Here is a 24,400-nt window from a genome sequence, read left to right as displayed (position 1 = left end):
GCGGCCGGATCAGGTGGTGACGTCTGACTCGATGGTGATGTCGCCCTTTTTCAGCTGCAGGATGAATGCCTTGTCGTGTGCCTGGTTGTGGTCATCGAATTTGACCGTTCCGCCGGTCAGTGAAGGCATGTTGAGGTTGACGAGGGCCTTCTGGATGTCGACCGGATCCGAACTCTTCGCCCGCCGGACGGCGTCCGCGATGACCATCACGGCGTTGTAGCCCTCGAAGGACTCGTACGTCGGCGGGGTCTTGTGGCGGCTCTGGTACGCCTGGGTGAACTTCGCGTTCTGCGGTGTATTGATGAGCGAGCTGTAGGGATAGACGCTGGACGACCCGGCGAACTGCTCCTTCTTGAGGATCTGCAGGTTCTGTCCCTCGAACTCGACCCGGCCGGTCATCGGCAGGCGCAGGCCCGCTCCGGCCGCCTGCCGCAGGAATCCGAGATGGTCGGCGCCTGAAACGTACAGCGCGACGCCCTGGGTCCCGTTGTTTCGGTACTTACTGATCTGCGTCGAGAAGTCGGCGGTTCCCTGCGGGACGTAGTCGATGCCGGTCACCCCGAGGCCCCTCTGCTTGAGCGCCTCGCTGAGCGCCTTCGCGCCGGTACGGCCGTAGGTGCTGTCCTCGGCCAGGATCGCGAGCCTGCGGATCTTGCCGGCCGAGGCCAGATAGGTCGCGAGCGCGTTGGCGAGCGTCGCGTCGGACGGGTTGATCCGGAACGTGAACTCGTTGCCTCCCTTGCCGGAGGCGGTGGTGATGTCAGGTGACGTGGACGTCGACACGATGAACGGCACCCGGTGGCGCTTCGCCAGCGGCATGGCCGACAGGGTGACCCCGCTGCAGAGCGCACCGATCACCGCGGACACCCGCTGTTTGGTGATGAGCTTGGTGAGCGAGCTCGCGCCCTCGGTCGGGTTGCAGGCGTTGTCCTCGGCGGCGAGCCGCAGCTTCCGACCGCCGAAGAGGCCCGCGCCATCGTTGACCTGCTCGATCGCGAGCTCGACGCCCCTGCGCTCGTTCTCCCCGAGTGATGCGGCGGCCCCGGACAGCGGGGTCGACAGCCCGATCTTGATCGGCCCGGACTCCTCACCGCCTCCGGCTGTGCCGCCGCAGCCGGCGGCCGCGAGTATCAGGGCGGTGGCCATCGCGAGCGTTCCGGTACACCTCATCTGCGCCTCCAGTCGATCGGACATCGCCTTCACGGCACCCGTCCCCATGACGCGACGGATGAGGTGGCAGGTTCTGCCCGCCCTTCAGTCGGCCCGACGTTCTCCCGGCATGTCCGGAGGAGTTATCTGCAGTCGACTGCGTATAGGTACAATCGACTGCAGGAGCCCGGTTGTCAAGAGGCACTTCCACGCATCTCGCCGCTTGACCTGCATCGCAAGGAGACGACAGTTGACGAACGAGCCGACGGGGCCGGGGCCGAGGACTCCGACGCACAAGTTGATCGCCGAGGAGGCCGGCGTCCACCCCTCCACGGTCTCGAGGATCCTGCGCCGGCAGCCCGGGCCCCGGCGGGCCGACTTCGCCGAGACCGAGGCGCGTGTACGCGAGATCGCAAAACGCCTCGGCTACCGGCCGGATTTCACCGCGGCCAGCCTCCGGACCAGACGCAGCAGGGTCATCGGCGTTCTGATGCCGCGGCTGCACGACGTCGTGCTCGCAGCGATCCTGAGCGGGATCGACGCCGAAGCCTTCAGACTCGGCTACCAGACGATCGTCACCAACACGCACGGCGAATCCGAGCAGCGCCTGGAGCGCGTCGAGATGCTGCTCAGCCGCAAGGTGGACGGTCTGGTCATCGGTGACGCCACCCTGGACGAGGGGATCTACGGCGAGCTGCGCCGCTCCGAGACCCTCGGGGTCCTCGTCAACCACCGCCGGGCCGGCCACGTGTCCGTGACGGGCAACGACCGGCTCGGTGGGCAGCTCGTGGGCGAGCACCTCCTGGAGCGCGGCCACCGCGACATCGGCATCATCGCCGGGCCGCGCTACCCCGTCGCCCTCGACCGGGTCCAGGGCTGCGTCGAGGTGTACGAGCGGGCGGGCATCACCGTCGCATCGGACCGGATCGTGCACACCGACTTCGATCCGGAGGGAGGCCGGCGGGCGGCCAGGCAGTTGCTCGAACACCCCCGCCGGCCGTCAGCGATCTTCGCCGTCAACGACTCGGCCGCCATAGGAGCCATGGGGACACTGCGAGACCACGGCCTGACCGTCGGCCGCGACCTTGCCCTGGTCGGCTACAACGACATCGCCATCGCCCAGGACCTGCCCATCCCGCTGTCCAGCGTCCACACGCCGCTGCGGGAGATGGGCGAGGTGGCGGCCCGCCAGCTCATCACCATGCTGGAGGGGAACACCAGCGAATCCGCCACCCTCCACCCCGCACTGGTGGTCCGCCAGTCAAGCGCGACTGATTTCTCGGCCGGAAAGCCGGTCAGTGGTGACGGGACGGTCTGAGGTGCCGCCACCGAAGAGAGACCCGGACAGTAGTGACTGGCCCATGAGGCGGATCGTGCAGGGGCCCGGTGTTGGTGATGACCGGTTGGCGGGCGGCGCGAGGCGGAGGAGAGCGGAGCGGCGGAGCTGGCCCAGGGTCCCTCCGGCCCCATGTGGGCCGTGCGTATGGGAAGCAGTCTTGAACAGGCGCTCGGCCCCTGCGGCGTTCCAGCGGTCCATCAATTCGCTGTTCACCTACATGATGTTCGGGTCCAGGTCCTGGCGGGCGCGTTCGACAGTGAGGCGGAGTTTCGCCGCCAGTGGAGAGATCCGGCCCGAGGGGAAACGTGGCGTGGGCAGCCCGGACCGTTCGATGCCGCCCCTGCACTGCCTCCCTTGATTTGTCGGGCGTTGTGGTGGCGTCTTACTGTCTTGGTGTCCATCCCTGTATAGCGAATGCAACTGCGCCCCTGTGGAACAGTCCAGGCACGAAGAGGTTTCTCTTGCTCCGGTGGCCCACTTTCACTCAGGAGGCCCGTCTGTCCGCGTTCAAAACCTAGACTTACTGGAGCCCTTTGTGAGCATTTTAAGGCGTTTATACCAAAGCTTTGTTGAAAAATCCGCCTCTCAAGCGCCTAAAGTTGCAGCTTTAGAGAGGTGATGTGTATATGCCGGACGTTGACGAGTATCCGGCAGGATGGCCGGCATGGATCGAGCTGGCCAGCCCTGACGTGGAGGGCTCGAAAAGGTTCTACTGCGAGCTGTTCGGGTGGGGCGTCTATGACGTGACGATCCCGGGTCTGACCGATCTGTCCATGTTCACGCTCGGCGACCTGGGCCCAGAGGTCCTCGGGGTTCAGCCGCTCGCCGACAGCGCGCAGTATCCGTCCTGGCTCTGCTACTTCCGTGCCGGCGACCTGCAGGTCACCGCGCAGGCGGTGGTGGACGCGGGCGGTCACGTGCTGTCCGACCCCATTGATGTCGCAGACCTCGAACAGCTCGCGATGTACGGCGACCGCGAGGGGGCCGATTTCGCCGTCGTGCGGCCCCGCCGGCTCCACGGCGCCGCGGTCGTCGATGAGCCCTCCGCCGTCTGCTGGGTGGAGCTCGCCTGTCGTCGGCCCGGGCAGGCGCGTGCGTTCTACGAGCAGGTGTTCGGTTGGCAGGCCGTGGAGCGCCGTTTCCGTGACCGCCCCGTCACCGCCTGGACGGTCGACGGGAACGTGGTCGCAAGCGTAATCGAGATGGATGACTCCTTTCCGGCGGGTTATCCGCCCCACTGGTTTCCCTGGATATGGGTCGAGGACTGCGACGCCACGGCCAGCCGGGCCGCGGCGCTGGGCGCCAGCATCCGTTTCGGCCCGACCGACGAGGAACAAGTGGCGAAGGGGCGCATGGCCTTCATGACCGATCCCGCGGGCGCCCGCTTCGCCGTCATCACCCCGCGCGGCGACTGGATGGGCAACCGGCTGCACTCAATGCCGCACTATCCGCCTCCGCGAGGCCTTCAGAAGCGGTGGCGGAAGCTGCCGGGCGTCCGGCGCTCGCGACGTTAGCCGCGGGCTGCCCGATCGCGGGCACCTGGCCCACCGCCACCTGGTGCGTGCGCAGCCGCCCGGAGAATAAAGAAAGGTGGGAGGGATTCAATCCCTCCCACCTCGACTCCGGGTGATGGTTGTGCCCCACCACCCCGTTCGCGGGGGTGGGGAGCGGCGACGCTAGTAAGACACCGGCTCCCCACCTGGGCATTTAGATTGTCGCCAGACCTGGTCGGGTCAAACGACTTAGTTGAACCACTTTGCCGCGTGCAGGACAGCCTCCGTGAAGGGCCTGCCCACCTTCATGTTCTCTTCGATGATCACGGCCGCCGTTGCGGCCCTCTCATGGAAACTCGGATGCTGCGGCTCGGGCTTGTCGGGCTCGGACTCGTGGGTGGGCTCGTCCATGGGACGACTCCTTGTGCATGACTCGTTTTGGTTGATGCGTTAGCGGTTCCTCCGCTAACCCCGACCGTTCGCCAGCGTGCTCGACCGACAACGTGATCCGGGTCGCGTTCATCGTCCGGCGGCGTTGGTCCGGGGACGTCGGCGAACGTCCTGCAGACCTTCCGGGAGGGACGGGACGCCCTTCGCGGCCAGGGAGACTAGCGGCACCGTAGTGGCTCGCGGAGCTCCTGAGCGGTGCTCTAGCGTCCAGCGGCGCGCGGGTGGCCGGACCGGACCTTCTCATCGAGCTCGTCGATCTGGACGGCCTGCCCCTGGCTGAAGCGGCCGCTGTGTCGAGCTTCCGGAGCCGTTCAGGGCCCCGGTTGTCGCACTGGCCGTCGTGATGCGGTCGGGCGTCGTGCGTCCTAGAGGCCCTCGTCAGGCGAGTGGGCACAGGAACGACGCGGCCGCCTGAGACGCGCGGACGCGGTTGCCGGATCAATCGATCGAATTGCCGTAGGCCGCGGCCGACAGGTTCTGTCCGTCCTCCCTCATTTTGATCCGGTCGGCGTAGGTCCGCTGGATCGTCGGGTAGAAGCCCTGGCCGAACAGCACCCGCAGGGGCGGGTCGTCAGAGACGATCTTGAGGAGGGTCTGGGCGGCGGCGGGCCGGTCCGGCCGACGGTGCTCTGCAGGGGGTTCCGGCCCGCCGACCTCCACCCGCGTTGCGACGGGTCCACTGCACCGCTCGGCCTCCTCGCCCGCCGGGCGAGCACCCCGCGTCCCCCGGTGACACCGGGGTCGACCTGTCCTGCATCGAGGGCTCCGGGGGTTGACATCTGACGAATGTCTAACAATAGTTTTGCTGTCTACATCGATACAAGGGATGGGCACGTGCAGATGGCAGGTTCGAGTGGCGTCCCTTGGCGGACCGCGGTCGCGCTGAGAAGGTCCGGCGGCGCTTGGGCTTGCCTTCGGCGAGGGTGGCCGACCAGGCCGGATCATCGGTTCTCGACAGAAGGTTGGCACTGATGCGGGATGTCGCGTTCATCGGCGCGGGGATGATGGGGGCGCCGATGGCCTGGCGGTTCGTGGAACGAGGTGGACGGGTCCGGCTGCTCGATCCCGCACCGGAGGCCACCGCCCCCTTCCGTGGCCAGGCGCTGGTGACGGTCCACGAGGACGTGGCGGACCTGCTCAGCGGGGTGGACACCGTGCTGCTCAGTCTGCCCGCGCCCGCGGCCCTGCTGGATGTCGGCGCGCGGATGGCCGCCGAATCGTCAGGCGGCACTGTCGTCATCAACACCTCCACCACCGGGCCCGCCGCCGTGAGGGAGGTCGCCGCCACGCTGTCGGCCGCGGGGATGAGCTTCGTGGACGCACCGGTCAGCGGGGGAGCGGCCGGCGCGCGGCAGGGCACACTGACCGCCATCGTCTCCGGGCTGCCGGACCACATCGCGAGATGCGCGCCCGTGTTCGACGTCATCGCCGAACATGTGGTCGCGGTAGGCCCCGAACCGGGGCAGGCCCAGGTGGTGAAGCTCGCCAACAACCTCCTGTCGCTCGGGGCTTTGGCGATCACTGCGGAGGCGACCGCCCTCACCAGCCGGGCGGGGGTCCCGTTGGACGTCGCGCTCGGCGCGCTGAACCTCGGCTCGGGGAGGAATTCCGCCACCGCCGTGAAGTTCCCCCAGCACGTGCTGACGGGGAGCTTCGACTTCGGCTTCCCTGTCGTGGGCGCACTCAAGGACGTGGCGCTCTTCAGCGATCTGGCCGACCGGCTCGATCTCCCGGCGCCTCTGGCGCATGCGGTGGTGGACTGCTGGCGGCTGGCCGTCGAGCGAGGCTACGGCGAGCAGGACTGCACCCGGATCGCGACGATGTACGAAGAGATGGCCGGGTCGCCCGGCGGGAAGGGCGAGCGGTGACGGGCCCGGACGGCGGCGCGGTCGTCCCGACGGCGGCCGCGTCGGGTACGGGCGGCTCGGTCGAGGATCCATGCCTGACGTTGTGGCGGTGCGCCCGCGACGGGGCCGAGGCGGCCGATGCCGCCGCGCTCGAACGCGCGGCGGGGTGCCTGGCGGTCGCCATCGCCGACATGGTCGTGTCCGCACGTGCCCCGCGACACCGCTCGGCCGCGGCGGCGCTGGCGGGGCCGCCCGGCGCCTGCACGGTGAGCGGTTCGCCGGAGGGAGCCGCCATGGCCGGCGCGGTTCTCGCCAACGCCTATCTGATGCACGCGCGGCTCACCGATGATTCGTTCCGGGTCGCTGCGCATCCGGGCCTCGCCGTCGTGCCGGTCGTGCTGGCGGCGCTGGAAGAGGCCACCCGCCGAACCGGGAGGGCCGTGGACGGGGAGCGGGTCCTGCGAGCCGTCGTCGGCGGGTACGAATGCGCCTGCCGACTGGCCGACCGGCTCCTGCCCGAGGTATCGCGCCGGGGCTGGCGGGTCACCTCGGTGATCGCTCCTTTGGCGGCGGCCGCCACCATGGCGCTCACCCTCGATCTCCCGGAGGAGGACGCCTGTGCCGCATTGGGGCTGGCCTCCTCCGCCAGTGGTGGGCCGCTCGGAGTCGTCTCGACCGCGGGCGACGCCTGGCGGCTCCAGCCGGCTCTCGCCGTACAGGCGGGTGTGTCAGCGGCTGTCGCCGCGACGGCCGGTCTGCGGGGCGGGGCGGGAGCGCTGACGGGGCCCCACGGTCTGTACGAGCTGTTCGGGGATGGGACGGCGTCATTGCCGAAGGTGCGTGAACCCGCTGTTCTTCGCGTCACCTTCAAGCGGCATCCGGTCGCGATGTACGGCCAGTCGATCTTCGATGCCTTCCAGCGGCGGCCCCCGGTCAGCGGGTCGGCCGAGCGGATCGTCGTCCGGCTCGCGCCGTTCGCGGCCGGGTACGGCAACCAGCGGGACGCGTCGGCCGAATCGATCTCCAGCGTGGAGGGGATCACCCTTGCGGCGGTGCGGGCGTTCCATCCCGGTCTCCGGACGAGTGAGGCTTCGGTCGAGGTCGTCGGCGACCCGGCGCGTTCCGGCTTGACCGCTCGAATCGACGTCGTGCTCTCCGACGGCCGGCGGCTCGCGCTCGCGGGCGACGGCGACACGAGCGGCTGGAAGCCGGCGGATTTCGACCGTCACTGCACCGCGTTGCTCGGGGAGCTCGGCGGCCCGCTGTTCCGAACTGCGGCGGCAGTCCCGGAACAGGGTGGTGTGTCGCGGCTTCTCGCCGTGTGGCGCGCGGCCCGCTGAGCGGAGCCGGGCGGGGCAGGCCTCGACGCGTCGCAGCCGAAGGAAGCTCAGGGGGACTCTCTGAGCTTCCCTCGGCTGTGGAGGGCGGTCAGCCGGACTCTGCCGCGCCCGCGAGGTCGTCGCGGACGGCGCGGTAGTGGTCGGCGATGTCGTCGCTCGTGCAGACCCACACCTCCGGCGTCGAGGTGATCTCCCGCAGCACTCGCTTCAGGTACTTCGCGCGAAACGGCTGGCCGGCGATGAAGGTGTGCACCGGCAGGGCGAGGACCCGGCCCGTGGTGGCCGAGTCTTCGAGCAGTTGCTCGAACTGGTCGAGGACGATCCGCTCGTAGTCGGGCCCCGACAGCCCGGGCGTCGAGACGAACAGGACGAAGTCGTTGACGTCGAGCGAGTACGGCACCGACAGCATCCCCGGAACGTTGAGCGGGAACGGCTGGTCGTCGCAGCACCAGTCGAGGAGGTAGTCGACGCCGTGATCCGCGAGCATGCCCGCTGTCGCGAACGTCTCGCTGAGACCGGGGCCCAGCCAGCCCCGCGGCCGGGCCGGGAGCGAGTCGTCGAGCGCGGCGAACATCTCCTTGAGGAACCGGGCCTCCACCTCGGGTTCCTCGTCGGCCATGGCCGCCTGGAAGACGGAGTTCGTCTGGCCATGGGCCACCCACGCCCAGTCTCGCTGGACGCCGGCCTCGATGATCTGCGGATACTCGGTGCAGACGTCGGAATTGATGATGGCCGAGGGGCGAATGCCGACCTCGTCGAACAGCTCCATGAGCCGCCAGACGCCCACGCGGTTCCCGTAGTCCCGCCAGCCGTAAGACAGCGGATCCGGTATGCTCCCGACCCCTGGAAAAGGCATGTCGATGCGGAAATGCTCGATATTGAGGCCGACGTAGAACGCCAGTCGCGCACCGTTCGGAAAGGCCAGCGGTGGCCGGGAGGTGATCGGGGAGTAAGAGTAGAGCTCGTTACGCATGATTCTCCTCAGTCAGGGATGGCAGTACTGGCCGCGGTCTCGGCCGATACCGCGGATCAAGCGAAACGAAGCTTCTGGATGTAGTCGATCGTCTCGTCCACGCTGATGACGTCCGCGTACTTCATGTGCATGTCGAACAAGTTGACCTTGTGCGAGATCTGGCTGCGGTCTGCGCAGCATTCGAACGGGATGACGACGTTGAAGTTGTACTGGAAGGCGTCCAGTACGGTGGCCCGCACGCATCCGCTCGTCGTCATCCCGGTGACGATGACCGTGTCGCGTCCCGCCTGGATCAGGTAGGACGCCAGCGGGGTGCCGAAGAACGCACTGGGGCGTGCCCCCTTGGGAATGACGATCTCCCCGGGCAGCGGGGCGATCCCGTCGGCGATCACATCGCCGGGGGGCGTCCCCTCCGGCAGCGGCTCGGGGTCGGAGGCCAGCTTCCAGCGTCCCCGTTCCAGGTGCAGAGGCTCGTGGTCCGGGTCGGCGTAGGCCTTGGTGAAGAAGACCGGCACTTCCGCCTCCCTGGCGACGCCGAGCAGGCTCGCGTTCGCGTGCACAGCCGGGTAGCCCGTCGGGCTCCAGCCGGTCCGGTAAGTGGAATCGACGAACGCCCGGGTCATGTCGACGACGACGACCGCCGGGCGGGCGCCGGCCTTCAGCGGGCGCTCGACGTTGTCGAACTCCCGCCCGAAGCTCGCAAGGTCCTCGTCGGGGATGGCACCGTCCCACGGCTTGTTCACTGGGCTCACGTGGTTCTCCTCGCAATCGGCGGGCAGGCGGAGGAGCCGACCAGGGGGTCGCCCGTGCTTCCGCCGGCGAGCCGCTCCCAGCCCGGCCCATATTTGTCCAACATTACCCATCTGGGAGAGAGGCGTCAATAGTCGGACATTAAACGACTATGTCTGACATTGACAGGATCGAGCTGTTCCGACTAATGTCCGACTTTACCATCTGTCGGCCCGAGCACTGCACGGCAATGCCGGACCACCCCGAGCTCGCGGGCGTGGACGAGGGCCGTCCACGCATCGCATGGCAGGTCGAAGGAGAAGCAATGACCGACCACATCACCGGCGCGCCGGTTCCCTCCGTCCCCCGTGGCGGCGTCTGATGGACCTCGGAATCGGCGGGCGGTCGTACCTGGTGACTGGGGGCACGCGAGGCATCGGCCTGGCGACCACCCGGCTGTTGCTGGAGGAGGGCGCCGCGGTCACGGTCGCGGCGCGGACCAGCGCATCGATCGAGAAGGCGGCTGCCGAGCTCGGTGCACATCCGCGTGTCGCGTTCGTCCAGGCCGACCTGCGGGACGCCGATGCGGGTGGGACGGCCGTGACGGCCGCGGTCGAACGGTTCGGGCCGCTGGACGGGGTGGTCAACAACGCGGCGGGCTTCGCCGTTCACGAGGGCCACCCTGATCGGGTCGCGTGGACCCAGCTCTTCGAGCTCAAACTCCTCGGCTACGAATCCGTCGTCCAGGCGGCTCTCCCTCACCTGCGCGACGGTGGCTCGATCGTCAACATCTCAGGGATCGCGTCGATGCGGTACATGCCCCGGGCGCCCCACGTCGGCGCGGTCAACTCGGCCGTGGAGGCGTTGTCGCGCCATTACGCGGCTCAACTCGCCGAACGGCGGATCAGGGTCAACACCGTCGTCCCTGGAGTGACGGCCACGGATCGCTACGAGCGCCGCGCCGAACGTCTCAGCGAGCGGGACGGCTTCGCCATCGAGGCGGCGAGGAAGGTACTGGACGACCAGGTGCCCCTGGGGCGCGTGGCCGCGCCGTCGGAACTCGCCGCCACGATCGTGTTCCTGCTCTCGGCACTCTCTGCGAGCACCACTGGTGCGACCGTCGTCGTCGACGGCGGCACCGTGGCCGTCCCGGACGCGAAGATCTAGCCGGATCCGGCCGGGGCGAGGGCACCCGTCGTCCGGGTGCCCTCGCCCGTTCAGCGTTCTGACCAGATTCGCCCGTCCGGCAGCGGATCGAGCGCGGCGGGGCCAAGGGCGCCGGGCGGTCGGCGCAGGGCAGGATCCACCGGGCTCGGAAGCGTGCCGACGTCGAACCCCTGGCCGACGAGCCGATCATCCGAATCGGTGTCGACCAGTCCGGCCGCGGTGGCCTCCTCGAACGTGGCCACCACCACCGTGCACACGTCCTCCCCATCGAACAGCTTCCGCCAGTGCTCGGCGGGGCGTGCCCCGATGAGGTCGCCGACCACTTCGATGACCTCGCTCTCCCGCCCGCGCTCGTCCAGGTACTCGGCGGGGAGTTCGAGCAGGCCGGCGAGCCGTTCCCAGAACTTCTGCTCGAGCGCGGCGACGGCGACGTGCCGTCCGTCCGAGGTCGCGTACACCTGGTAGCGCGGGCTTCCTCCCGTGAGCAGTTCCTTGCCGGGTACGGGCCAGCCCCCGCCGCCCTGATGTGTCGCGAAGTAGCCGTAGGCCAAGAGGTGCAGGTTGTGGGTCATGGAGATGTCGAGGTGGCACCCGGTCCCGGTCACGTCGCGCTGCCGCAGGGCGAGAAGGATGTTCATCACCGCCGGATAGGTGCCGCCGGCGATGTCGGCCAGCACCGTCGGAGGAATCGGAGGCTTTCCGGCACCGTCCACCACGACGCCGAGCAGACCCGTCTCGGCGAGGTAGTTCAGATCGTGCCCGGCGCGGTTCGCGTTGGGCCCGCGCTGCCCGTAACCGGTGATCGAACAGTAGATCACGCGGGGGTTCAGCGCGCGCACCTCCTCGTAGCCCACCCCGAGCCGGTCGGTGACGCCCGGACGGAACTGCTCGACCACGATGTCGGCCTCGCTCGCCAGCGCGAGCACGCGGTCGCGCTCGACCGCGTTCTTCAGATCCGCGGCGAAGCCGCGCTTCCCCCGGTTGAGGACCGCGTAGTTCGCGCTGACCTCCCCGAGGACGGGCCGGTAGGTGCGCATCTCGTCACCGGGGCCCGGTCGCTCGATCTTGACGACGTCGGCGCCGGCCTCCGCCAGCAGCAGGGTGGCCAGCGGCCCGGGCAGGAGGGTGGACAGGTCCAGCACGCGCACACCGGACAGTGGGCGGACGGGTGTCATCGCGGGTCCTCTCCGGACGCGGCGAGCTCGCGGAGCCTGAACTTCTGGATCTTGCCGCTCTGCGTCAACGGGAGTTCGTCGAGCAGCATCAGCCGTTCCGGCAGGTAGTGCTTGGACAGGCCGTTGGCGAGCAGGTAGCCGCAGACCGCGGGCAGGTCCAGGCTCGCTCCCGGCCGCGTGACGAGGACGGCGCAGGCCCGCTCGCCCAGCCGCTCGTCCGGGTAGCCGACGACCGCCGCCTTGAGCACGTCCGGATGGTCGAACAGCATCGTTTCGACCTCGGCCACCGCGATGTTCTCCCCGCCCCGGATGATGATGTCCTTGCTGCGCCCGTGCAGGGACAGCCATCCGTTCGCGTCCACACTGGCCGTGTCGCCGGTCTTGAACCACAGTCCCGGCGCGAAGGACTCGTTCGTGGCGTCCGGGCGGTCGTAGTAGCCGACGAGCACTCCAGGCCCCCGCATCAGCAGGTCCCCGACCACGCCGGGCGGCACCTCGGCGCCGGTCGGGTCGACGACCCGAACCTCGGAGCCCGCGAGGACCGACCCGTCGGTGCGCTGGATCTCCTCCGCCTCGGCGGGCGTGGCCGAGGTCAGGATGCTGCACTCGGTCATTCCCCAGGCCGGGGCGATGTAGGCGCCGAGCGCCTCGCCCGCCTTGGCCGGCAATGTCCTCGGCACGGACGAACCCGCGATGACCAGGCACTCCAGGGGGCATTCCGGATCTCCGGCGAGTTCCGTGCGCAGCATGTCCTGCAGGAACGTCGGCGCGCCGAAGAACGCGGTGGCTCGCTCGGCACGGATCACTTCGACCGCCCAGGCCGGGTCCCAGGAGTCCATGTGCACACCGGTTCCGCAGAGGTAGACGGTGAAGAGGATGCCCCAGGCGAAGCCCGAGTGGTGTCCGGCGGGGGAGGCGACCAACTGCACCATCGGATCGCCGAAGGTCTCGGGTCCGAGGTGGTCGGCGAGGGCTTTGAGGGGGTAGACGAGCGTGTCGTGCGTGTGCATCGCCCCCTTCGGCTCGCCCGTGGTGCCCGAGGTGAAGCCGAGGTAGCACAGGGCTTCCGGTTCCGGTGGGGTGAACGTGACGGCGGGCACACGGAGGAACGACGTCCACGCGTGTTCGCCCTGACCGAGTTGCGCCCCGTCCTCATCGAGCACCACGAGGTGCTCAAGGGTTGAGATCTCCCCCCGCAGGCGGCGCGCCACCGCAAGGAGGTCGGTGCCGCGCCACCGCCGCGGGATGACCAGCACCTTCGCCCGCGAGCGTCGTATGATCGCGGTCATCTGGCGCTCGCCATAGGAGACAGGGATGCCGGTGTAGACCGCACCGATCTCGTTGATGCCGAAGACGAGTGAGGCGTACTCCACCTGGTTGGGCAGCATGAGCGCGACGGCGTCACCGGCGCCCACGCCGATGGCGGCCAGTGCCGAGGCGACCTGGCTGGCCGCGTGCTCGAACTCCCGGTAGGTCAGCCGTACCGGCGTTCCGGCGGCACGGTAGCCGACCAGCGCGACGCGGTCGGGATACCTGTCAGCCGCGTCGGTCAGCAGCGAGCGGAGCGTCCTGCCCTGCCAGAAGCCTTCCGCCCGGAACGCGTCGGCGTCGGCGTCGGTGATCGGTGTGTACTGGCCGCGCAGCCCGTGCTCCAGCAAGCCGGTCATTGAGATTCCTTTCCAGCGTCGGTGGGCGGCGGCGACCCGGCCAGGGCCACTGCGGCGGTGCGTCGGGCGGTCACCACGTCGCATGCCGCGCGAAGGGAGAGCGCGTCCCGGAGCATGCGTTCGACCCGGTACTCGGTGAGATAGCCATAGCCACCGTGGGACTGGACGGCCGCGGCGCAAGCATCGATCGCCTGTTCGCACGCGGAGTCGAGGACCGCCGCGGCCTGCCAGACCGGGCAGTCCCGCGGCCGCAGCACCTGGCGCCACGCGGTGGTCACCGCGAGGGAAGCGGAGAAGAGCGTGTCCCTCACGGTCGGTAGCGCCGTGAGGGGCGCACCGAACTGCACCCGCTGCCCGCCGTAGGCCAGTGCGGCCTCTGCCGCGGCGTCGGCGATCCCGGTGGCGACCGCGGCGGCGCCGAGCCGGAGCCGGACACGGGCGGCGTCGGTGTCGACACCGAAGGCCAGCGCTTCGGCTTCTCGTACCGGCTCGACCAGTTCGGCGGACGTGGTCAGCGCGCCGTCGAGGCCGGTGCGCCGCAACCGTTCGAACCGGAGGGCCTCGGGGGGAAGTACCAGGACCGAACCGTCGCCGACCACGACGACGCAAGGCCGCTCCCCGGCCGGGTCGATGCGGTCGACGCGCCCGGAGACCATTCCGTCCCGGACGGTCAGGCGCACCGCGTCCGAGTCGCCGTCGACCACCGCCACCGCGGTGTCCCCGGCCCGGATGGTGACGGCGAGCCTCGTCCCGTCCACGATCCGGGCCGCCACGCTCGCCTGCACCGACCCCCAGGCGAGGGCGGGCCAGCTCTGCGCGAGGCAGGCGAAGATGACGGCGGCGAGATGATCCCCTTCGACGTCTTCCCCCGTGCCGCCGGCGTCCCCGGACGGTTCACCGGGTTCCAGCGTCCACACTCCGAGTTCGGCGAGGCGGCGCCGGACGGTCGTGACCTCGCCCGGCCGCTCGTCGGACGGGCGTTCCTTCGCTCCGGCCACGACCTCGCCGACCATGTCCGCGAGATCGGCCTCTTCGGTGGTGAGGGCCGGCGCATGGCGAATCACGACCAGAACCTTCCGGGGTCGGGGGCGCGGCGCTCGGTGAAGGCCGCGTTCGTCTCGTGCGCCTCGCCCGTGGTCAGGTACACGCTGAGGTACTGGTCATGCGCCATCCTGGCCTGTCCGGACACCCCGTTGTGCCGACCGGAGAACGCCGACTTCAGTGCGCCGAGCGCCATCGGGCTGCGGGTGGCCAGCTCGTGCGCGACCCCGGCGGCGCGGGCCCGCAGTTCGGCGGCCGGTACGACCTGGTTGACCAGTCCCATCTCCAGCGCCTGCGCCGCGCTGTACTTGCGGTTCAGGTACCACATCTCCTTGGCCCGTTTGCGGCCGATGGTGTCCTCCAGGTACCACGTGCCGTACCCGGCGTCGAAGCTTCCCACCATGGGGCCGACCTGGCGGAACACTGCGCTGTCCGCCGCGATGGACAGGTCGCACACGGTGTGCAGCACGTTGCCGCCGCCGACCGCGAACCCGTTGACCGCCGCGACGATCGGCTTCGGGATCGTGTCGACCGCCTGGTAGACGTCGACGATCGGCAGTACCTGCGACTGGTCGAGCGAGGTCACCTCGTCGTGCTCTCCACCGATGCAGAAGAACTTCTCTCCGGTGCCGGTCAGCACGGCGGCCCGCAGTCCCGGATCGAGCCGGAACCGCTGCAGCGCGTCGAAGAGTTCGAGGCAGGTCTGGTGGCGGAACTTGTTGCCGTGGTCGGGCCGGTCGATGCTGATCGTCACGACCGGGCCGTCGACCTGCGCGGTGATGTCGGTGTACTCGGTCATCGGGCGTCCTCTCGGCCGATACGGAATCCTTGGCCGTTCTTTCTGCCGTGGTGGCCGGCGGCGACCATCTGCCGCAGCAGAGGCGGCGGCGCGAATCTCGGATCGAGCGTGGCCTCGTACGCGCTCTGCGTCGCGTGGAGGTGGACGTCGAGCCCGATCAGATCGAGCAACTCCAACGGCCCCAGTTTGTGACCGAGTCCGAGCCGGATGGCCGTGTCGATGTCGGCCGCGTCGGCCAGGTCGCCGTCATACTCGCCGACGACGTCGTTCAGGTAGGGCATCAGCAGGTGGTTGACGAGGAATCCCGGCCGGTCCTTGACGACGACCGGGTCCTTGCCCAGTGAGCCGACGAAGGCCGCCAGCCGTTCGATCACCTCGGGGGCGGTCTGCAGGGCGCGGACCACCTCCACGACCCTCATCAGCGGTGCGGGGTTGAAGAAGTGCAGGCCGGCGAACCGCTCTGGGCGGGCCACCGAGGCCGCGAGATCGGTCACCGACAACGCCGAGGTGTTGGTGACGATCAGCGCGTCCTGGCCCACCACTCCGGCCACCGCGTCGAACAGTGCGCGCTTCACCTCGGCCCGCTCGGTCACCGCCTCGACCACCAGGTCGCAACCGGCGAGTTCGGCGACGTCGGTCACCGGCCGGATGCGGGCGAACGTGCCGTCCCGCTCGGCCTGCGTGATCTTGCCGCGCTCCACACCGCCGTCCAGGAACGTTCCGAGCGCGGCCAGCCCGGCATCGATCCTGTCCCGGTCGGCCTCCAGGGCCGTGACCTCGTAGCCCGCCGCCGCGGCGACCTGCGCGATACCGGAACCCATGGTCCCCAGCCCCAGCACGGCCACCCGTCGAATGTCAGACATGCGCAATCTCCTGCTCAGGAGCCGAAAAGCCGGCTGTCGTCGTAGGTGTAGAAGCCGCGCCCGGTCTTGCGCCCGAGATCGCCGGCGGCGACCATCCGATCCACCATGGGGGGCGGGTAGAAGCGCGGGTCGCGCAACTGCTCATAGAGTCTCGTGGCGACCTGCTGGTGAATGTCCAGCCCGACCACGTCGAGCAGCCGGAACGGACCCATCGGGTGGCCCAGTGCCCCGGTCACCGCCGCGTCGATGGAGTCCCTGGTGCCGAGGCCCGACTCCAGCGCGCTGATACAGCTGTTCTCCCAGGGAATGAGGAAGCGGTTGACGATGAAGCCGGGTCGGTCCTTGGTGACCACCGTGGTCTTCCCGAGGCCGGCCAGGAACTCCAGGGTGGCGTCGTGCGCCCAGCCCGCCGTGTGCCGGCCGTCGGCCATCTCCACCAGCTTCATCAGCGGGGCCGGGTTGCAGTAGTGGGTGCCCACGACCCGTTCCGGCCGCCTCGATCCGGCCGCGATCGCGGTCACCGACAAGGTCGAGGTGTTGGTGTGGAAGAGGGTGTGCTCACCCACGATGCCGTCAAGTTCTGCGAAGAGCGCCTGCTTCGCGCCGAGGTCCTCGTAGATCGCCTCGATCACCACGTCGGCTCCGGCGATCGCCTTCAGGTCGGTCGTGCCCTCGATCCGGGCGGCCGCCTCCCCGGCCTGCTCCTCGGTCATCTTGCCGAGGCGCGCGCTCTTGTCCAGGAATCCACGGACCGCGCCGAGGCCCCGCTCGACGCCCCGTTCGTCGAGGTCGTGGATGATGGTCCGGTGGCCCGCCCGTACGGCGACGGTGGCGATCCCGGACCCCATGGTCCCCGCCCCCAGCACCGCCACGAGGTGGTTCTGCGTTGTCACGTCGTGCACTCCTGTTCGCGATGTGGCGTGCTCATCGGGCGATCTGGCCGCCGTCGATGACGATCGTCTCTCCCGTCATGAAGTCAGAGGCGTCTCCCGCGAGCAGGAGCAGCCAGGGTGCGAGCTCCTCGGGCCGGCCGAACCGGTGGGCCGGGATCGCCCTGTGCACACGCCTCGTCAGTTCCGGGTCGGCGCGCAGCCCCGCGTTCAGCGGGGTCGCGAAGTAGCCGGGCGCGAGCGCGTTGACACTGATCCCGTACCGGGCCCACTCGATCGCCATCGTCTTGGTGAACGCGATGACGCCGGCCTTGGACGCCGCGTAGGCCGCGAAACCCGGAACGCCGATCATCGCGTGGTTGGACGCGATGTTCACGACCTTGCCGGATTTCGCCGGGACCATGTACCGGCCGGCGGCCCGGGTGGCGAGGTACACGCCGCGCAGGTTCGTCGCGATGATCCGGTCCCACTCGTCCGGCTCCTGATCCAGCAGGGGGGTGGTGGCGACGATTCCCGAGTTGTTCACCAGGACGTCCAGCCGGCCGAAGGCGTCCACCGTGCCGTCGACGAGGCGGTTCACGGCCTCGGCATCGGTGACGTCCGTCGGGCATGCCAGGGCCTCCCGGCCCAGATCCGCCTGCTCCCGGACGAACGTGTCCAGCTCATCGCCGGACCGCGCGGCGACGCAGACCCGAGCGCCGGCATCGGCCAACGCTCCGGCCATCGACCGTCCGAGGCCGCGCCCCGCGCCCGTGACGATGGCCACCTTCCCGTCCAATGGCCGTTCCCGCACCGTGGTCATCTCCGCTCCTCCATCGCGCGCGCCGTGTCGCGGGCGATCAGCAACCGCTGTATCTCGTTCGTGCCGTCGTAGATCTGGGTCACCTTCGCGTCCCGCAGGCAGCGCTCGACCCCGAGCTCGGCGAGGTCGCCGTAGGGGCCGAGGATGCGCATGGCCTCGCGAGAGGCCTGCCAGCCGAGATCGGTGCAGGACTGCTTCATGATGGCGATCTGCCCGGCCGGCGGATCCGCCGCAGCGTCCACCTGCCGCGCGACGCTGTAGAGCAGAAGCCTGCCCTGCAGGATCCGGCCGCGCAGCGCGGCGAGGGCGGAAGCGGCCTCGGCGGGCGGCCGGGTGCCGTGCAGAGAGGTGAGAGCGCGCAACGTCCGCGCGTACGCGGCGCGGGCGAGCCCCACGCCCTGGGCCGCCGCGCTGATCCGCGACTTGGTGACGGAGTTCATCACGATGCGCCAGCCCTGGCCCGGCTCGCCCAGGAGGTGGTCGGCGGGCACCTCGAGATGGTCGAAGAACAGCTCGGCGGTGGTCGACCCGTGCATGCCGAGCTTGTCCAGCGGGTTTCCCCGGGACAGCCCCCGCCACCGGCCGTCGAGCACGAAGGCGGTGATGCCGTCGCGCCCGCGCGCCCGGTCGACCGTGGCGAAGCAGATGATCACGTCGGCCCGGTCACCAGTGGTGATGAACGTCTTGCCCCCGGACAGGCGGTACCCGCCGTCATGCGGAACGGCCGCCGTCCGCAGGCTCGCGACGTCACTGCCCGCGTCCGGCTCTGTGATGGCGAGCGCACCATAGGTCCGCCCGCTCAGCAGCCCGGGTATGTAGCGCTCGGCCAGTTCCTCCGTCCCGGCCATCATGATCGGGTACGCCGCGTGCATCTGTGTCATGTAGACCAGGCTGGTGGCCGCGCAACCCACGGTGATCTCCTCCACCGCCGCGGCGTAGGCGACATTGCTGTCGCCGCTTCCCGACAGTCTTTCCGGGAAGATCAAGCCGGCCAGGCCCTCCTTGGCCAGAGCCTGGTAGCTCTCGTGCACGAACGCATGGTCCAGGTCCGCGGCGGCGGCCCGGGGGGCGACGGCGCGGGCCACCACCTCCCGCACCGCCATGCGCACGGAGAGTTCCCGCTCGTCCAGCAGCGCGTCCGCGGCCGACTCGTCGAGCGACCGGTGCAGCGCGAGGTAGGCCTCGGGGTCCCGGTCCAGATCGAGCTCGAATACCGTGGGGTTCACGGCGCACCGCCCTTTCGCTCGGGTCGAGCCATCCCGAAGGCCGGTGGCCGCCTCTGCCGGAACGCGGCCACCCCCTCGGCCGACTCGCTCCCGCCGATGGCCACCGCGGCCAGGCTGGTCTCCAGGGCGAGTCCGGCGTCCAGCGGACCGTCCATTCCGGTGTCGACGGCGTTGATGATCGCCTGGCAGGCGGCCGGACCTCGTGAGGCGATCTGGCGGGCCGTGTCCAGTGCGAGCGGCATCAGTGCCTGCGGCTCGACCGGCGGCAGCACCGTGATGCCGAGCAGGTAGGCGCGTTCAGGGTCGATCCGGTGCCCGGTGAGCATCACATGCCGGGCCACGGCGGGCCCCACCACGCGCGCGAGGCGCTGGGTGCCGCCGTAACCGGGGATCAGCCCGAGCCCCGCCTCCGGCAGCCCGAACGCCGCGTCCGCCGAGGCGAGTGCGAACGAGCAGGCGAGTGCCAGCTCGAACCCCCCGCCGAGGGCGAGGCCGTTCACGGCGGCGATCACCGGTACCGGGCACTGCTCGATGCTCCGGACGACCGCCTGCCCCGCCCTCATCACCGGAGCCGCCTCTTCGGCGCTCAGCCCCGCCAGCTCGTCGAGATCTGCGCCCGCGCTGAACGCCTTGGCGCCGCTACCGGTGAGCACGATGGCGCGCGTGCCTCCCGAGTCGGCCAGTGCGGCGATCTCTTCCCCGAGGTGCCGCAGGATTTCCGCGTTCAACGCGTTGTGCACCTCCGGGCGGTCGATCCGGACCGTGGCCACCGCGCCATCACGTTCGACCACCACGAACTCGCTGGTCATCGCACCGCACTCTCACGCGCGCCGCCGACCTCGACGACTCCGCACTCGACGAGCCGCGCGATGTCGTCCGGACCGAAACCGTGCTCGGCGAGGACCTCGGCCGTGTGCGCGCCGAGTTCGGGGAATCGCGAATTGCGGGGCCGCGGCATCGACGCGAGCCGGAACGGGCCGCGCACCGTGCGGGCGGATGTGCCGGGCACCGGCAACAGGGCCTCGCGGGCGACCACCTGCGGATCCGCGACCACCTCTGAGACCCGCTGCACCAGCGAGCAGGGGATGCCCGCGTTTCCGAGCACGCACTGCCATTCGGCCGCGGTGCGCTGGGTCAGCCGGCCGGTCACCAGATCGATCAGCTGCTCGCGATGGGCGCGTCGGCCGGCGTTGTCGGCCAGTTCGGAACGTTCCGCGAGCTCGCGCAGGCCGATCGCGACACAGAACCGGCGCCACATCGCGTCGTTGCCGATGGCGATCACGAGATCGCGGTCGGCGGTCGGAAACGACTGGTACACCGCCAGCACCGAATCGGTGCCGCCACTCGGGGACGGGTCCGGCTCGCCCGCGAGATGGGCGGCGACCCGGGGCGCCATCACCGCGAGGGAGGAGTCGAGCAGCGACACGTCGATGAGGTCGCCGACGCCCTCCGCCCGCTGCCGCACCACCGCCGCGTTGATCGCCAGCGCGGCGCACATGCCGGTCACGATGTCGGTGAGCGCGGTGGAGACACGTTGCGGTGAACCGCCTTTGGCGCCTGTCACCGACATCAGCCCTGAGCGTGCCTGGGCGGCGAGATCGTACCCGGGCAGGGTGTGGTCCGGACCGTCCAGCCCGTAGCCCGACATGGCGCAGTAGATCAGACGGGGGAACTCCGTCCGCAGACTCTCGTGGTCGATCTGCAGCGCCTTCAGCTTGCCGGGATTGAAGTTCTCCATGAACACGTCGGCCTGGCCGACCAGTGTGCGCAGCGTGGCGGGCCCGCTGGGAGCGCGCAGATTGATGACCACCGAGCGCTTGTTGCGGTTGGCCGAGGCGAACCAGGCCGAGTCCGCTCCGATGAAGGGCGGGCCCCACGAGCGCGCATCGTCGCCGGTCCCCGGACGCTCGACCTTGATCACGTCCGCGCCCAGGTCCGCCAGGTACATCGAGGCCGTGGGGCCGGCGTACGAGGTCGTCATGTCCACGACGCGGAGACCTCGCAACGGTCCGTCTGTCGATTCTGGTTGCTGCGGTGCAGTCATGAACACACCTTATATTGTTCGACATTTCTCCACATCAGAAACCCTCCGCCCCGGTGCGGACAGGGCCGGTCGGGGCCTCACCCCCCAGATCGACGATGTCGTCTCGGTAGGACTCCCGGGCCGAGTAGATCGCCACGAGTGAAAGGAGGGAGGGGATGAGCATGTACAGCGCCAGAGGCCAGGCGGCCCCCGACCAGGCGAACAGGGCCGCCGAGACGAACGGCACCGGCCCGCTCCACACCATGCTGCCGATCTGATAGCTGATCGCGGAGCCGCTGTACCGCAGCCGGGTCTCGAACAACTCGGACAGGAAGCTGGCGATCGGTGCGTACGTCAGCGTGTGCACCACCGGGATCGCGATGACCATCGCCACGATGATGGCGAGCGTGTTGCCGGTGTTGAGCAGCCAGAAGAACGGGAATGCCTCGAGAATCGCCAGCAGGCTCCCGGCGAGGAGAACCGGGCGGCGCCCGTACCGGTCGGCCAAGGCCGCGGCGAACGGGATGGTGAAGACCTGGATCACTGCGGCGATGCAGACCGCCAGCAGGATCGTGCCCTTGCTCGCGCCTCCCTCCTCTACGCCGTAGCGCAGTGCGAACACGGTGGGCATGTAGAACGGGATGCTGTTGGCCGCCATCGCGAGAACGCCGATGAGGACGGCCTTGCCGTTCCGGCGCACCACTTCGCTCGCGGGAAAGCGCGCCTCATGGCCGCGGTCGCGCACGGCCTGGAAAGCGGGCGACTCGGTGACCTGGACCCGGATGTACAGACCCACGAGGAGCAGGATCGCGCTGGCGAGGAACGGCAGGCGCCATCCCCAGCTCATCAGGGTGCTCTCGGGAAGCAGCCCGATGAGGTAGAAGGAACCCGTGGCCAGAATCAAGCCGACCGGAACGCCGCACAACGGCCAGCTGGCATAGAACGCGCGCTTGCGGGGCGGAGCGTGCTCGACCGCCATCAGGACCGCGCCACTCCACTCGCCGCCGATCGCCACTCCCTGCATCAGGCGGGCCAGCACCAGGAGGACCGCCGCCCAGATGCCGATCTGCTGGTACGTCGGCAGCAGGCCGACCACCGTCGTCCCCGAGCCCATGATGGCCAGGCTCAGGACCAGCATGCTCTTGCGCCCGAAACGGTCGCCGAAGTGACCGAAGATCACCCCGCCCAGCGGGCGCGCGGCGAAACCGACCCCGAAGGTGGCGAACGCCGCGAGTGTGCCGGCCAGCGGGTCCAGCGACGGGAAGAAGAGCTTGCTGAAGACCAGGGCCGAAGCCGTACCGAAGATGTACATGTCGAAGAACTCGATGCAGGTGCCGATGAAGCTCGCGAAGGCGACCTTCCGGATCGGCACGCCGACCGACTGGGTTGGAGTGACCATGCCGACGCCCTCCTGAGGTTGTGTCCCATGTGCGCTGTGGCTGGTAGCCCGAAACGGTAGGTCATTTCACCTAGCTGTACAAGGTCCAACTTTTACGCGACAGCAAAGAGGCCGCCACGGTGTACCCGTGACGGCCTCGGTCTGGACCCGGCGGAGGGCCTCAGTCGCTCACATGCACGGCCAGATGCCTGCGCAGGTAGGTCAGATGCTCGACGATCGCGGCCTCCGCCGCGTCCGGGTCCTTCGCGGCGATGGACTCCACGATGGCGGTGTGCTGGCGCACCGTCGTGCGGCCGACTTCGGAGGAGAGATCGAGGTAGTGGACGGGCTCGGTCTCGTGATGCAGGGCCGCGACGAACGAGGCGAGCACCCGGTTCCCCGACGCCTGGGCGATCAGCGAGTGGAACTGCTCGTCGAGCTTGGGCACTTCCGGGGAGTCCACCGAGGCCGCCTTCTGCCGCCGTACGATGTCCCGAAGGCGCTCGAGATCCTCCTCGCTGCGGTTGACCGCCGCCAGCCGTACGGACGGGACCTCGAGATACTGCCGCACCTCGGCGACCTCGGCGAAGTCGATGCTGCCGAGCTTGAGCAGGTTGTGCACCGAGTCGATGACCACCGAGCCGAGCGAGTGGTGATCCACCGACTGGACGAAGTTGCCGCCGCGCGACCCGGGGATCTTGTAGATGAGCCCCTGCGTGGTCAGCGACCTCAACGCCTCTCGGAGGGTCGTCCTGCTGACGTTGAACTGCCGGGCCAGTTCGGCTTCGGGCGGCAGCATGTCGCCGCTCTTGAGCTCACCGGACAGGATCGTCGTCCGGATGCGCTCCTCGACCTGCTCCCTGGGGCGGAGCACCTTCTGGCCGATGACCCGCATTCCGGATTCCCGCTGACCAGCCACGATAAAGTCCTACCCATCATCGACATTGACTGATCAGTATACGCGACTTCTGTCGGACAGATACGCAACTGGTGAACACAGCCGCGTGCGGGCTCTGATCTCGATGTCGACCGCCTGGACGCCGCTCACGTCCGCAGAGGGAACCCGACCGCGCGCGTGCCAGCCTCTTCGCGCGGTTGCTTCGCCGCGTCGAGAGCGCGTGCGGCTGGCGGTGAGGGGTTTATGCGAGGAGATTCAGCCTCGCACACGATCGTCGGCGCGTGCAGTCAGGTCACCGCCGGTCGGCGGGCACGGGAAGCCCCCTACCTCGCCGGCTGACCGTTGGAGTGAGGCTCCCGGCCCCCGGCTGGCGACCGCCCGCCTGGGAGTATTCCGCTTGTCCGGCTCGACCACGTAGCCGCGCAGATCCTCCCACACGTACCGGCTCGCATGCTACGAATTGAACTGGCTTCGCTTACTGCGCGCCACTGTGCTGTCAACGGCGGGTAGGGCGTTAACCGCAGGAGAGCGCGAAGGACACGATCTTCCCGAGACGCGAGATAACTTGTCGAGGAGAATATCTGCCCTGTGGAGATGCCGATAACGGCCTGCTGTGAACCTTTCCTCCGTGTGCGGGCCTTCCCGTTGGGTGTGGCCATCCGACGGCTACGCGCGCAATGAAGCCCTCTCCACCGCGATGCGCGGCGAACAGGCGCTCAGACCGGTCAGTGCAGAGGACTACAGGAATCAACACTGCCGTCGACTAATAGCCGCCTCCCGGGGGCGCTTCCCTGAGACTGCGCCGCAAAGCCTCCGACGCAGGGTCCGCCGATATCGACCTTGAGAGGTTGGACCTGGCGGCCTGATCCACCGTGTCCGCTGGCCCCGGGCAACTTCCTACTGGAAGATCAACCCATGGAAGCAGTTGTTCAATGGGTCCGGACCTCGTGGACAAAGCAGTCTCGCGGCGAGCCCCGCGCCACAGGCCGCAACGCCGCACCGACCGCGTTTCCGCTACCGCCCATGCAACCGCCGTTCGTCCACCAGGTCCTCATGAACGAACATGATGACTTCCAGCCTCATGCCTCGGCCCACGAAGGCCTGCCCGTCACCAGTTCAGACTCCGGCGTGCTCCTTCGCGAGGACAACGG

Annotated in this window: 23 protein-coding genes; 6 read left to right on the top strand and 17 right to left on the bottom strand. The window is 69.2% G+C overall.

What is annotated here, in order from left to right:
- Window positions 1–9: 9 nt before the first annotated feature.
- Complete coding sequence (locus CHC11_RS12205; protein ID WP_179278812.1) at window positions 10–1,194, bottom strand: ABC transporter substrate-binding protein; 1,185 nt, start codon at window positions 1,192–1,194, stop codon at window positions 10–12.
- Window positions 1,195–1,399: 205 nt separating this feature from the next.
- On the opposite strand from CHC11_RS12205, the gene CHC11_RS12200 reads away from it, so the two are divergent.
- Both CHC11_RS12200 and CHC11_RS12195 read left to right on the top strand, forming a co-directional pair.
- On the top strand, window positions 1,400–2,467 hold the full coding sequence (locus tag CHC11_RS12200; RefSeq protein ID WP_179278811.1) for a LacI family DNA-binding transcriptional regulator: 1,068 nt from the start codon (window positions 1,400–1,402) through the stop codon (window positions 2,465–2,467).
- 647 nt (window positions 2,468–3,114) lie between these two features.
- Window positions 3,115–4,002 (top strand): VOC family protein, encoded by an 888-nt coding sequence (locus CHC11_RS12195; protein WP_089311810.1) that lies wholly within the window; start codon window positions 3,115–3,117, stop codon window positions 4,000–4,002.
- Window positions 4,003–4,230: 228 nt separating this feature from the next.
- On the opposite strand, the gene CHC11_RS41265 is transcribed toward CHC11_RS12195, so the two are convergent.
- Window positions 4,231–4,392, bottom strand: a complete 162-nt coding sequence (locus tag CHC11_RS41265; protein WP_179278810.1) for a hypothetical protein — start codon at window positions 4,390–4,392, stop codon at window positions 4,231–4,233.
- 477 nt (window positions 4,393–4,869) lie between these two features.
- Window positions 4,870–5,091, bottom strand: a complete 222-nt coding sequence (locus CHC11_RS12190) for an SDR family oxidoreductase (RefSeq protein WP_089311809.1) — start codon at window positions 5,089–5,091, stop codon at window positions 4,870–4,872.
- A 311-nt stretch (window positions 5,092–5,402) separates the two neighbouring features.
- Here CHC11_RS12190 and CHC11_RS12185 point away from each other — a divergent pair, with 311 nt between their 5' ends.
- Window positions 5,403–6,299: an NAD(P)-dependent oxidoreductase gene (locus tag CHC11_RS12185; protein WP_089311808.1), complete on the top strand. Its 897-nt coding sequence runs from the start codon at window positions 5,403–5,405 to the stop codon at window positions 6,297–6,299.
- Entirely contained in the window at window positions 6,296–7,618 is a 1,323-nt protein-coding gene (locus tag CHC11_RS12180; RefSeq protein ID WP_179278809.1) for an MmgE/PrpD family protein, read from the top strand. The genes CHC11_RS12185 and CHC11_RS12180 overlap by 4 nt, the downstream gene beginning before the upstream one ends.
- A gap of 88 nt (window positions 7,619–7,706) precedes the next feature.
- Here the strand turns inward: CHC11_RS12180 and CHC11_RS12175 are convergent, their stop codons facing one another.
- Together CHC11_RS12175 and CHC11_RS12170 are read right to left on the bottom strand one after the other, a co-directional pair.
- Window positions 7,707–8,591: a polysaccharide deacetylase family protein gene (locus tag CHC11_RS12175; RefSeq protein WP_089311807.1), complete on the bottom strand. Its 885-nt coding sequence runs from the start codon at window positions 8,589–8,591 to the stop codon at window positions 7,707–7,709.
- Window positions 8,592–8,647: 56 nt separating this feature from the next.
- Window positions 8,648–9,343 (bottom strand): isochorismatase family protein, encoded by a 696-nt coding sequence (locus CHC11_RS12170; protein ID WP_218826043.1) that lies wholly within the window; start codon window positions 9,341–9,343, stop codon window positions 8,648–8,650.
- A 149-nt stretch (window positions 9,344–9,492) separates the two neighbouring features.
- Here CHC11_RS12170 and CHC11_RS12165 point away from each other — a divergent pair, with 149 nt between their 5' ends.
- Both CHC11_RS12165 and CHC11_RS12160 read left to right on the top strand, forming a co-directional pair.
- Window positions 9,493–9,702, top strand: coding sequence for a hypothetical protein (locus CHC11_RS12165; RefSeq protein ID WP_089311805.1), 210 nt, complete (start codon window positions 9,493–9,495; stop codon window positions 9,700–9,702).
- Window positions 9,702–10,487, top strand: coding sequence for an SDR family NAD(P)-dependent oxidoreductase (locus tag CHC11_RS12160; protein WP_089311804.1), 786 nt, complete (start codon window positions 9,702–9,704; stop codon window positions 10,485–10,487). The genes CHC11_RS12165 and CHC11_RS12160 overlap by 1 nt, the downstream gene beginning before the upstream one ends.
- Window positions 10,488–10,537: 50 nt before the next feature.
- Here CHC11_RS12160 and CHC11_RS12155 read toward each other — a convergent pair whose 3' ends face one another.
- The 12 genes from CHC11_RS12155 to CHC11_RS12100 form a co-directional block, all read right to left on the bottom strand.
- Complete coding sequence (locus CHC11_RS12155) at window positions 10,538–11,662, bottom strand: CaiB/BaiF CoA transferase family protein (protein ID WP_089311803.1); 1,125 nt, start codon at window positions 11,660–11,662, stop codon at window positions 10,538–10,540.
- Window positions 11,659–13,329, bottom strand: a complete 1,671-nt coding sequence (locus tag CHC11_RS12150; RefSeq protein WP_089311802.1) for an AMP-binding protein — start codon at window positions 13,327–13,329, stop codon at window positions 11,659–11,661. The genes CHC11_RS12155 and CHC11_RS12150 overlap by 4 nt, the downstream gene beginning before the upstream one ends.
- Complete coding sequence (locus CHC11_RS12145; RefSeq protein ID WP_089311801.1) at window positions 13,326–14,393, bottom strand: acyl-CoA dehydrogenase family protein; 1,068 nt, start codon at window positions 14,391–14,393, stop codon at window positions 13,326–13,328. Before CHC11_RS12145 ends, CHC11_RS12150 begins: the two co-directional genes overlap by 4 nt.
- Window positions 14,390–15,169 carry an enoyl-CoA hydratase-related protein gene (locus CHC11_RS12140; protein ID WP_089311800.1) on the bottom strand — a complete coding sequence of 260 codons (780 nt, stop codon included), beginning with the start codon at window positions 15,167–15,169 and terminating at the stop codon, window positions 14,390–14,392. Before CHC11_RS12140 ends, CHC11_RS12145 begins: the two co-directional genes overlap by 4 nt.
- On the bottom strand, window positions 15,166–16,032 hold the full coding sequence (locus tag CHC11_RS12135) for a 3-hydroxyacyl-CoA dehydrogenase family protein (RefSeq protein ID WP_089311799.1): 867 nt from the start codon (window positions 16,030–16,032) through the stop codon (window positions 15,166–15,168). Before CHC11_RS12135 ends, CHC11_RS12140 begins: the two co-directional genes overlap by 4 nt.
- Before the next feature lie 14 nt (window positions 16,033–16,046).
- Window positions 16,047–16,925, bottom strand: coding sequence for a 3-hydroxyacyl-CoA dehydrogenase family protein (locus CHC11_RS12130; RefSeq protein ID WP_218826042.1), 879 nt, complete (start codon window positions 16,923–16,925; stop codon window positions 16,047–16,049).
- Between the two features lie 31 nt (window positions 16,926–16,956).
- Window positions 16,957–17,724 (bottom strand): SDR family NAD(P)-dependent oxidoreductase, encoded by a 768-nt coding sequence (locus tag CHC11_RS12125; protein WP_089311797.1) that lies wholly within the window; start codon window positions 17,722–17,724, stop codon window positions 16,957–16,959.
- Window positions 17,721–18,950 (bottom strand): acyl-CoA dehydrogenase family protein, encoded by a 1,230-nt coding sequence (locus tag CHC11_RS12120; protein ID WP_089311796.1) that lies wholly within the window; start codon window positions 18,948–18,950, stop codon window positions 17,721–17,723. Before CHC11_RS12120 ends, CHC11_RS12125 begins: the two co-directional genes overlap by 4 nt.
- Window positions 18,947–19,759, bottom strand: coding sequence for an enoyl-CoA hydratase/isomerase family protein (locus tag CHC11_RS12115; RefSeq protein WP_089311795.1), 813 nt, complete (start codon window positions 19,757–19,759; stop codon window positions 18,947–18,949). The genes CHC11_RS12120 and CHC11_RS12115 overlap by 4 nt, the downstream gene beginning before the upstream one ends.
- Window positions 19,756–20,994: a CaiB/BaiF CoA transferase family protein gene (locus tag CHC11_RS12110; protein ID WP_089312121.1), complete on the bottom strand. Its 1,239-nt coding sequence runs from the start codon at window positions 20,992–20,994 to the stop codon at window positions 19,756–19,758. Before CHC11_RS12110 ends, CHC11_RS12115 begins: the two co-directional genes overlap by 4 nt.
- 34 nt (window positions 20,995–21,028) lie before the next feature.
- Entirely contained in the window at window positions 21,029–22,372 is a 1,344-nt protein-coding gene (locus tag CHC11_RS12105; RefSeq protein ID WP_089311794.1) for an MFS transporter, read from the bottom strand.
- A gap of 160 nt (window positions 22,373–22,532) precedes the next feature.
- Window positions 22,533–23,270: a FadR/GntR family transcriptional regulator gene (locus CHC11_RS12100; RefSeq protein WP_218826040.1), complete on the bottom strand. Its 738-nt coding sequence runs from the start codon at window positions 23,268–23,270 to the stop codon at window positions 22,533–22,535.
- Window positions 23,271–24,400: the final 1,130 nt, after the last annotated feature.

Source organism: Actinomadura mexicana, from assembly GCF_900188105.1.
Classification (GTDB): domain Bacteria; phylum Actinomycetota; class Actinomycetes; order Streptosporangiales; family Streptosporangiaceae; genus Spirillospora; species Spirillospora mexicana.
Note: the sequence above shows the minus strand (reverse complement) of the source record. Positions and strands in the feature narration are given on the sequence as shown.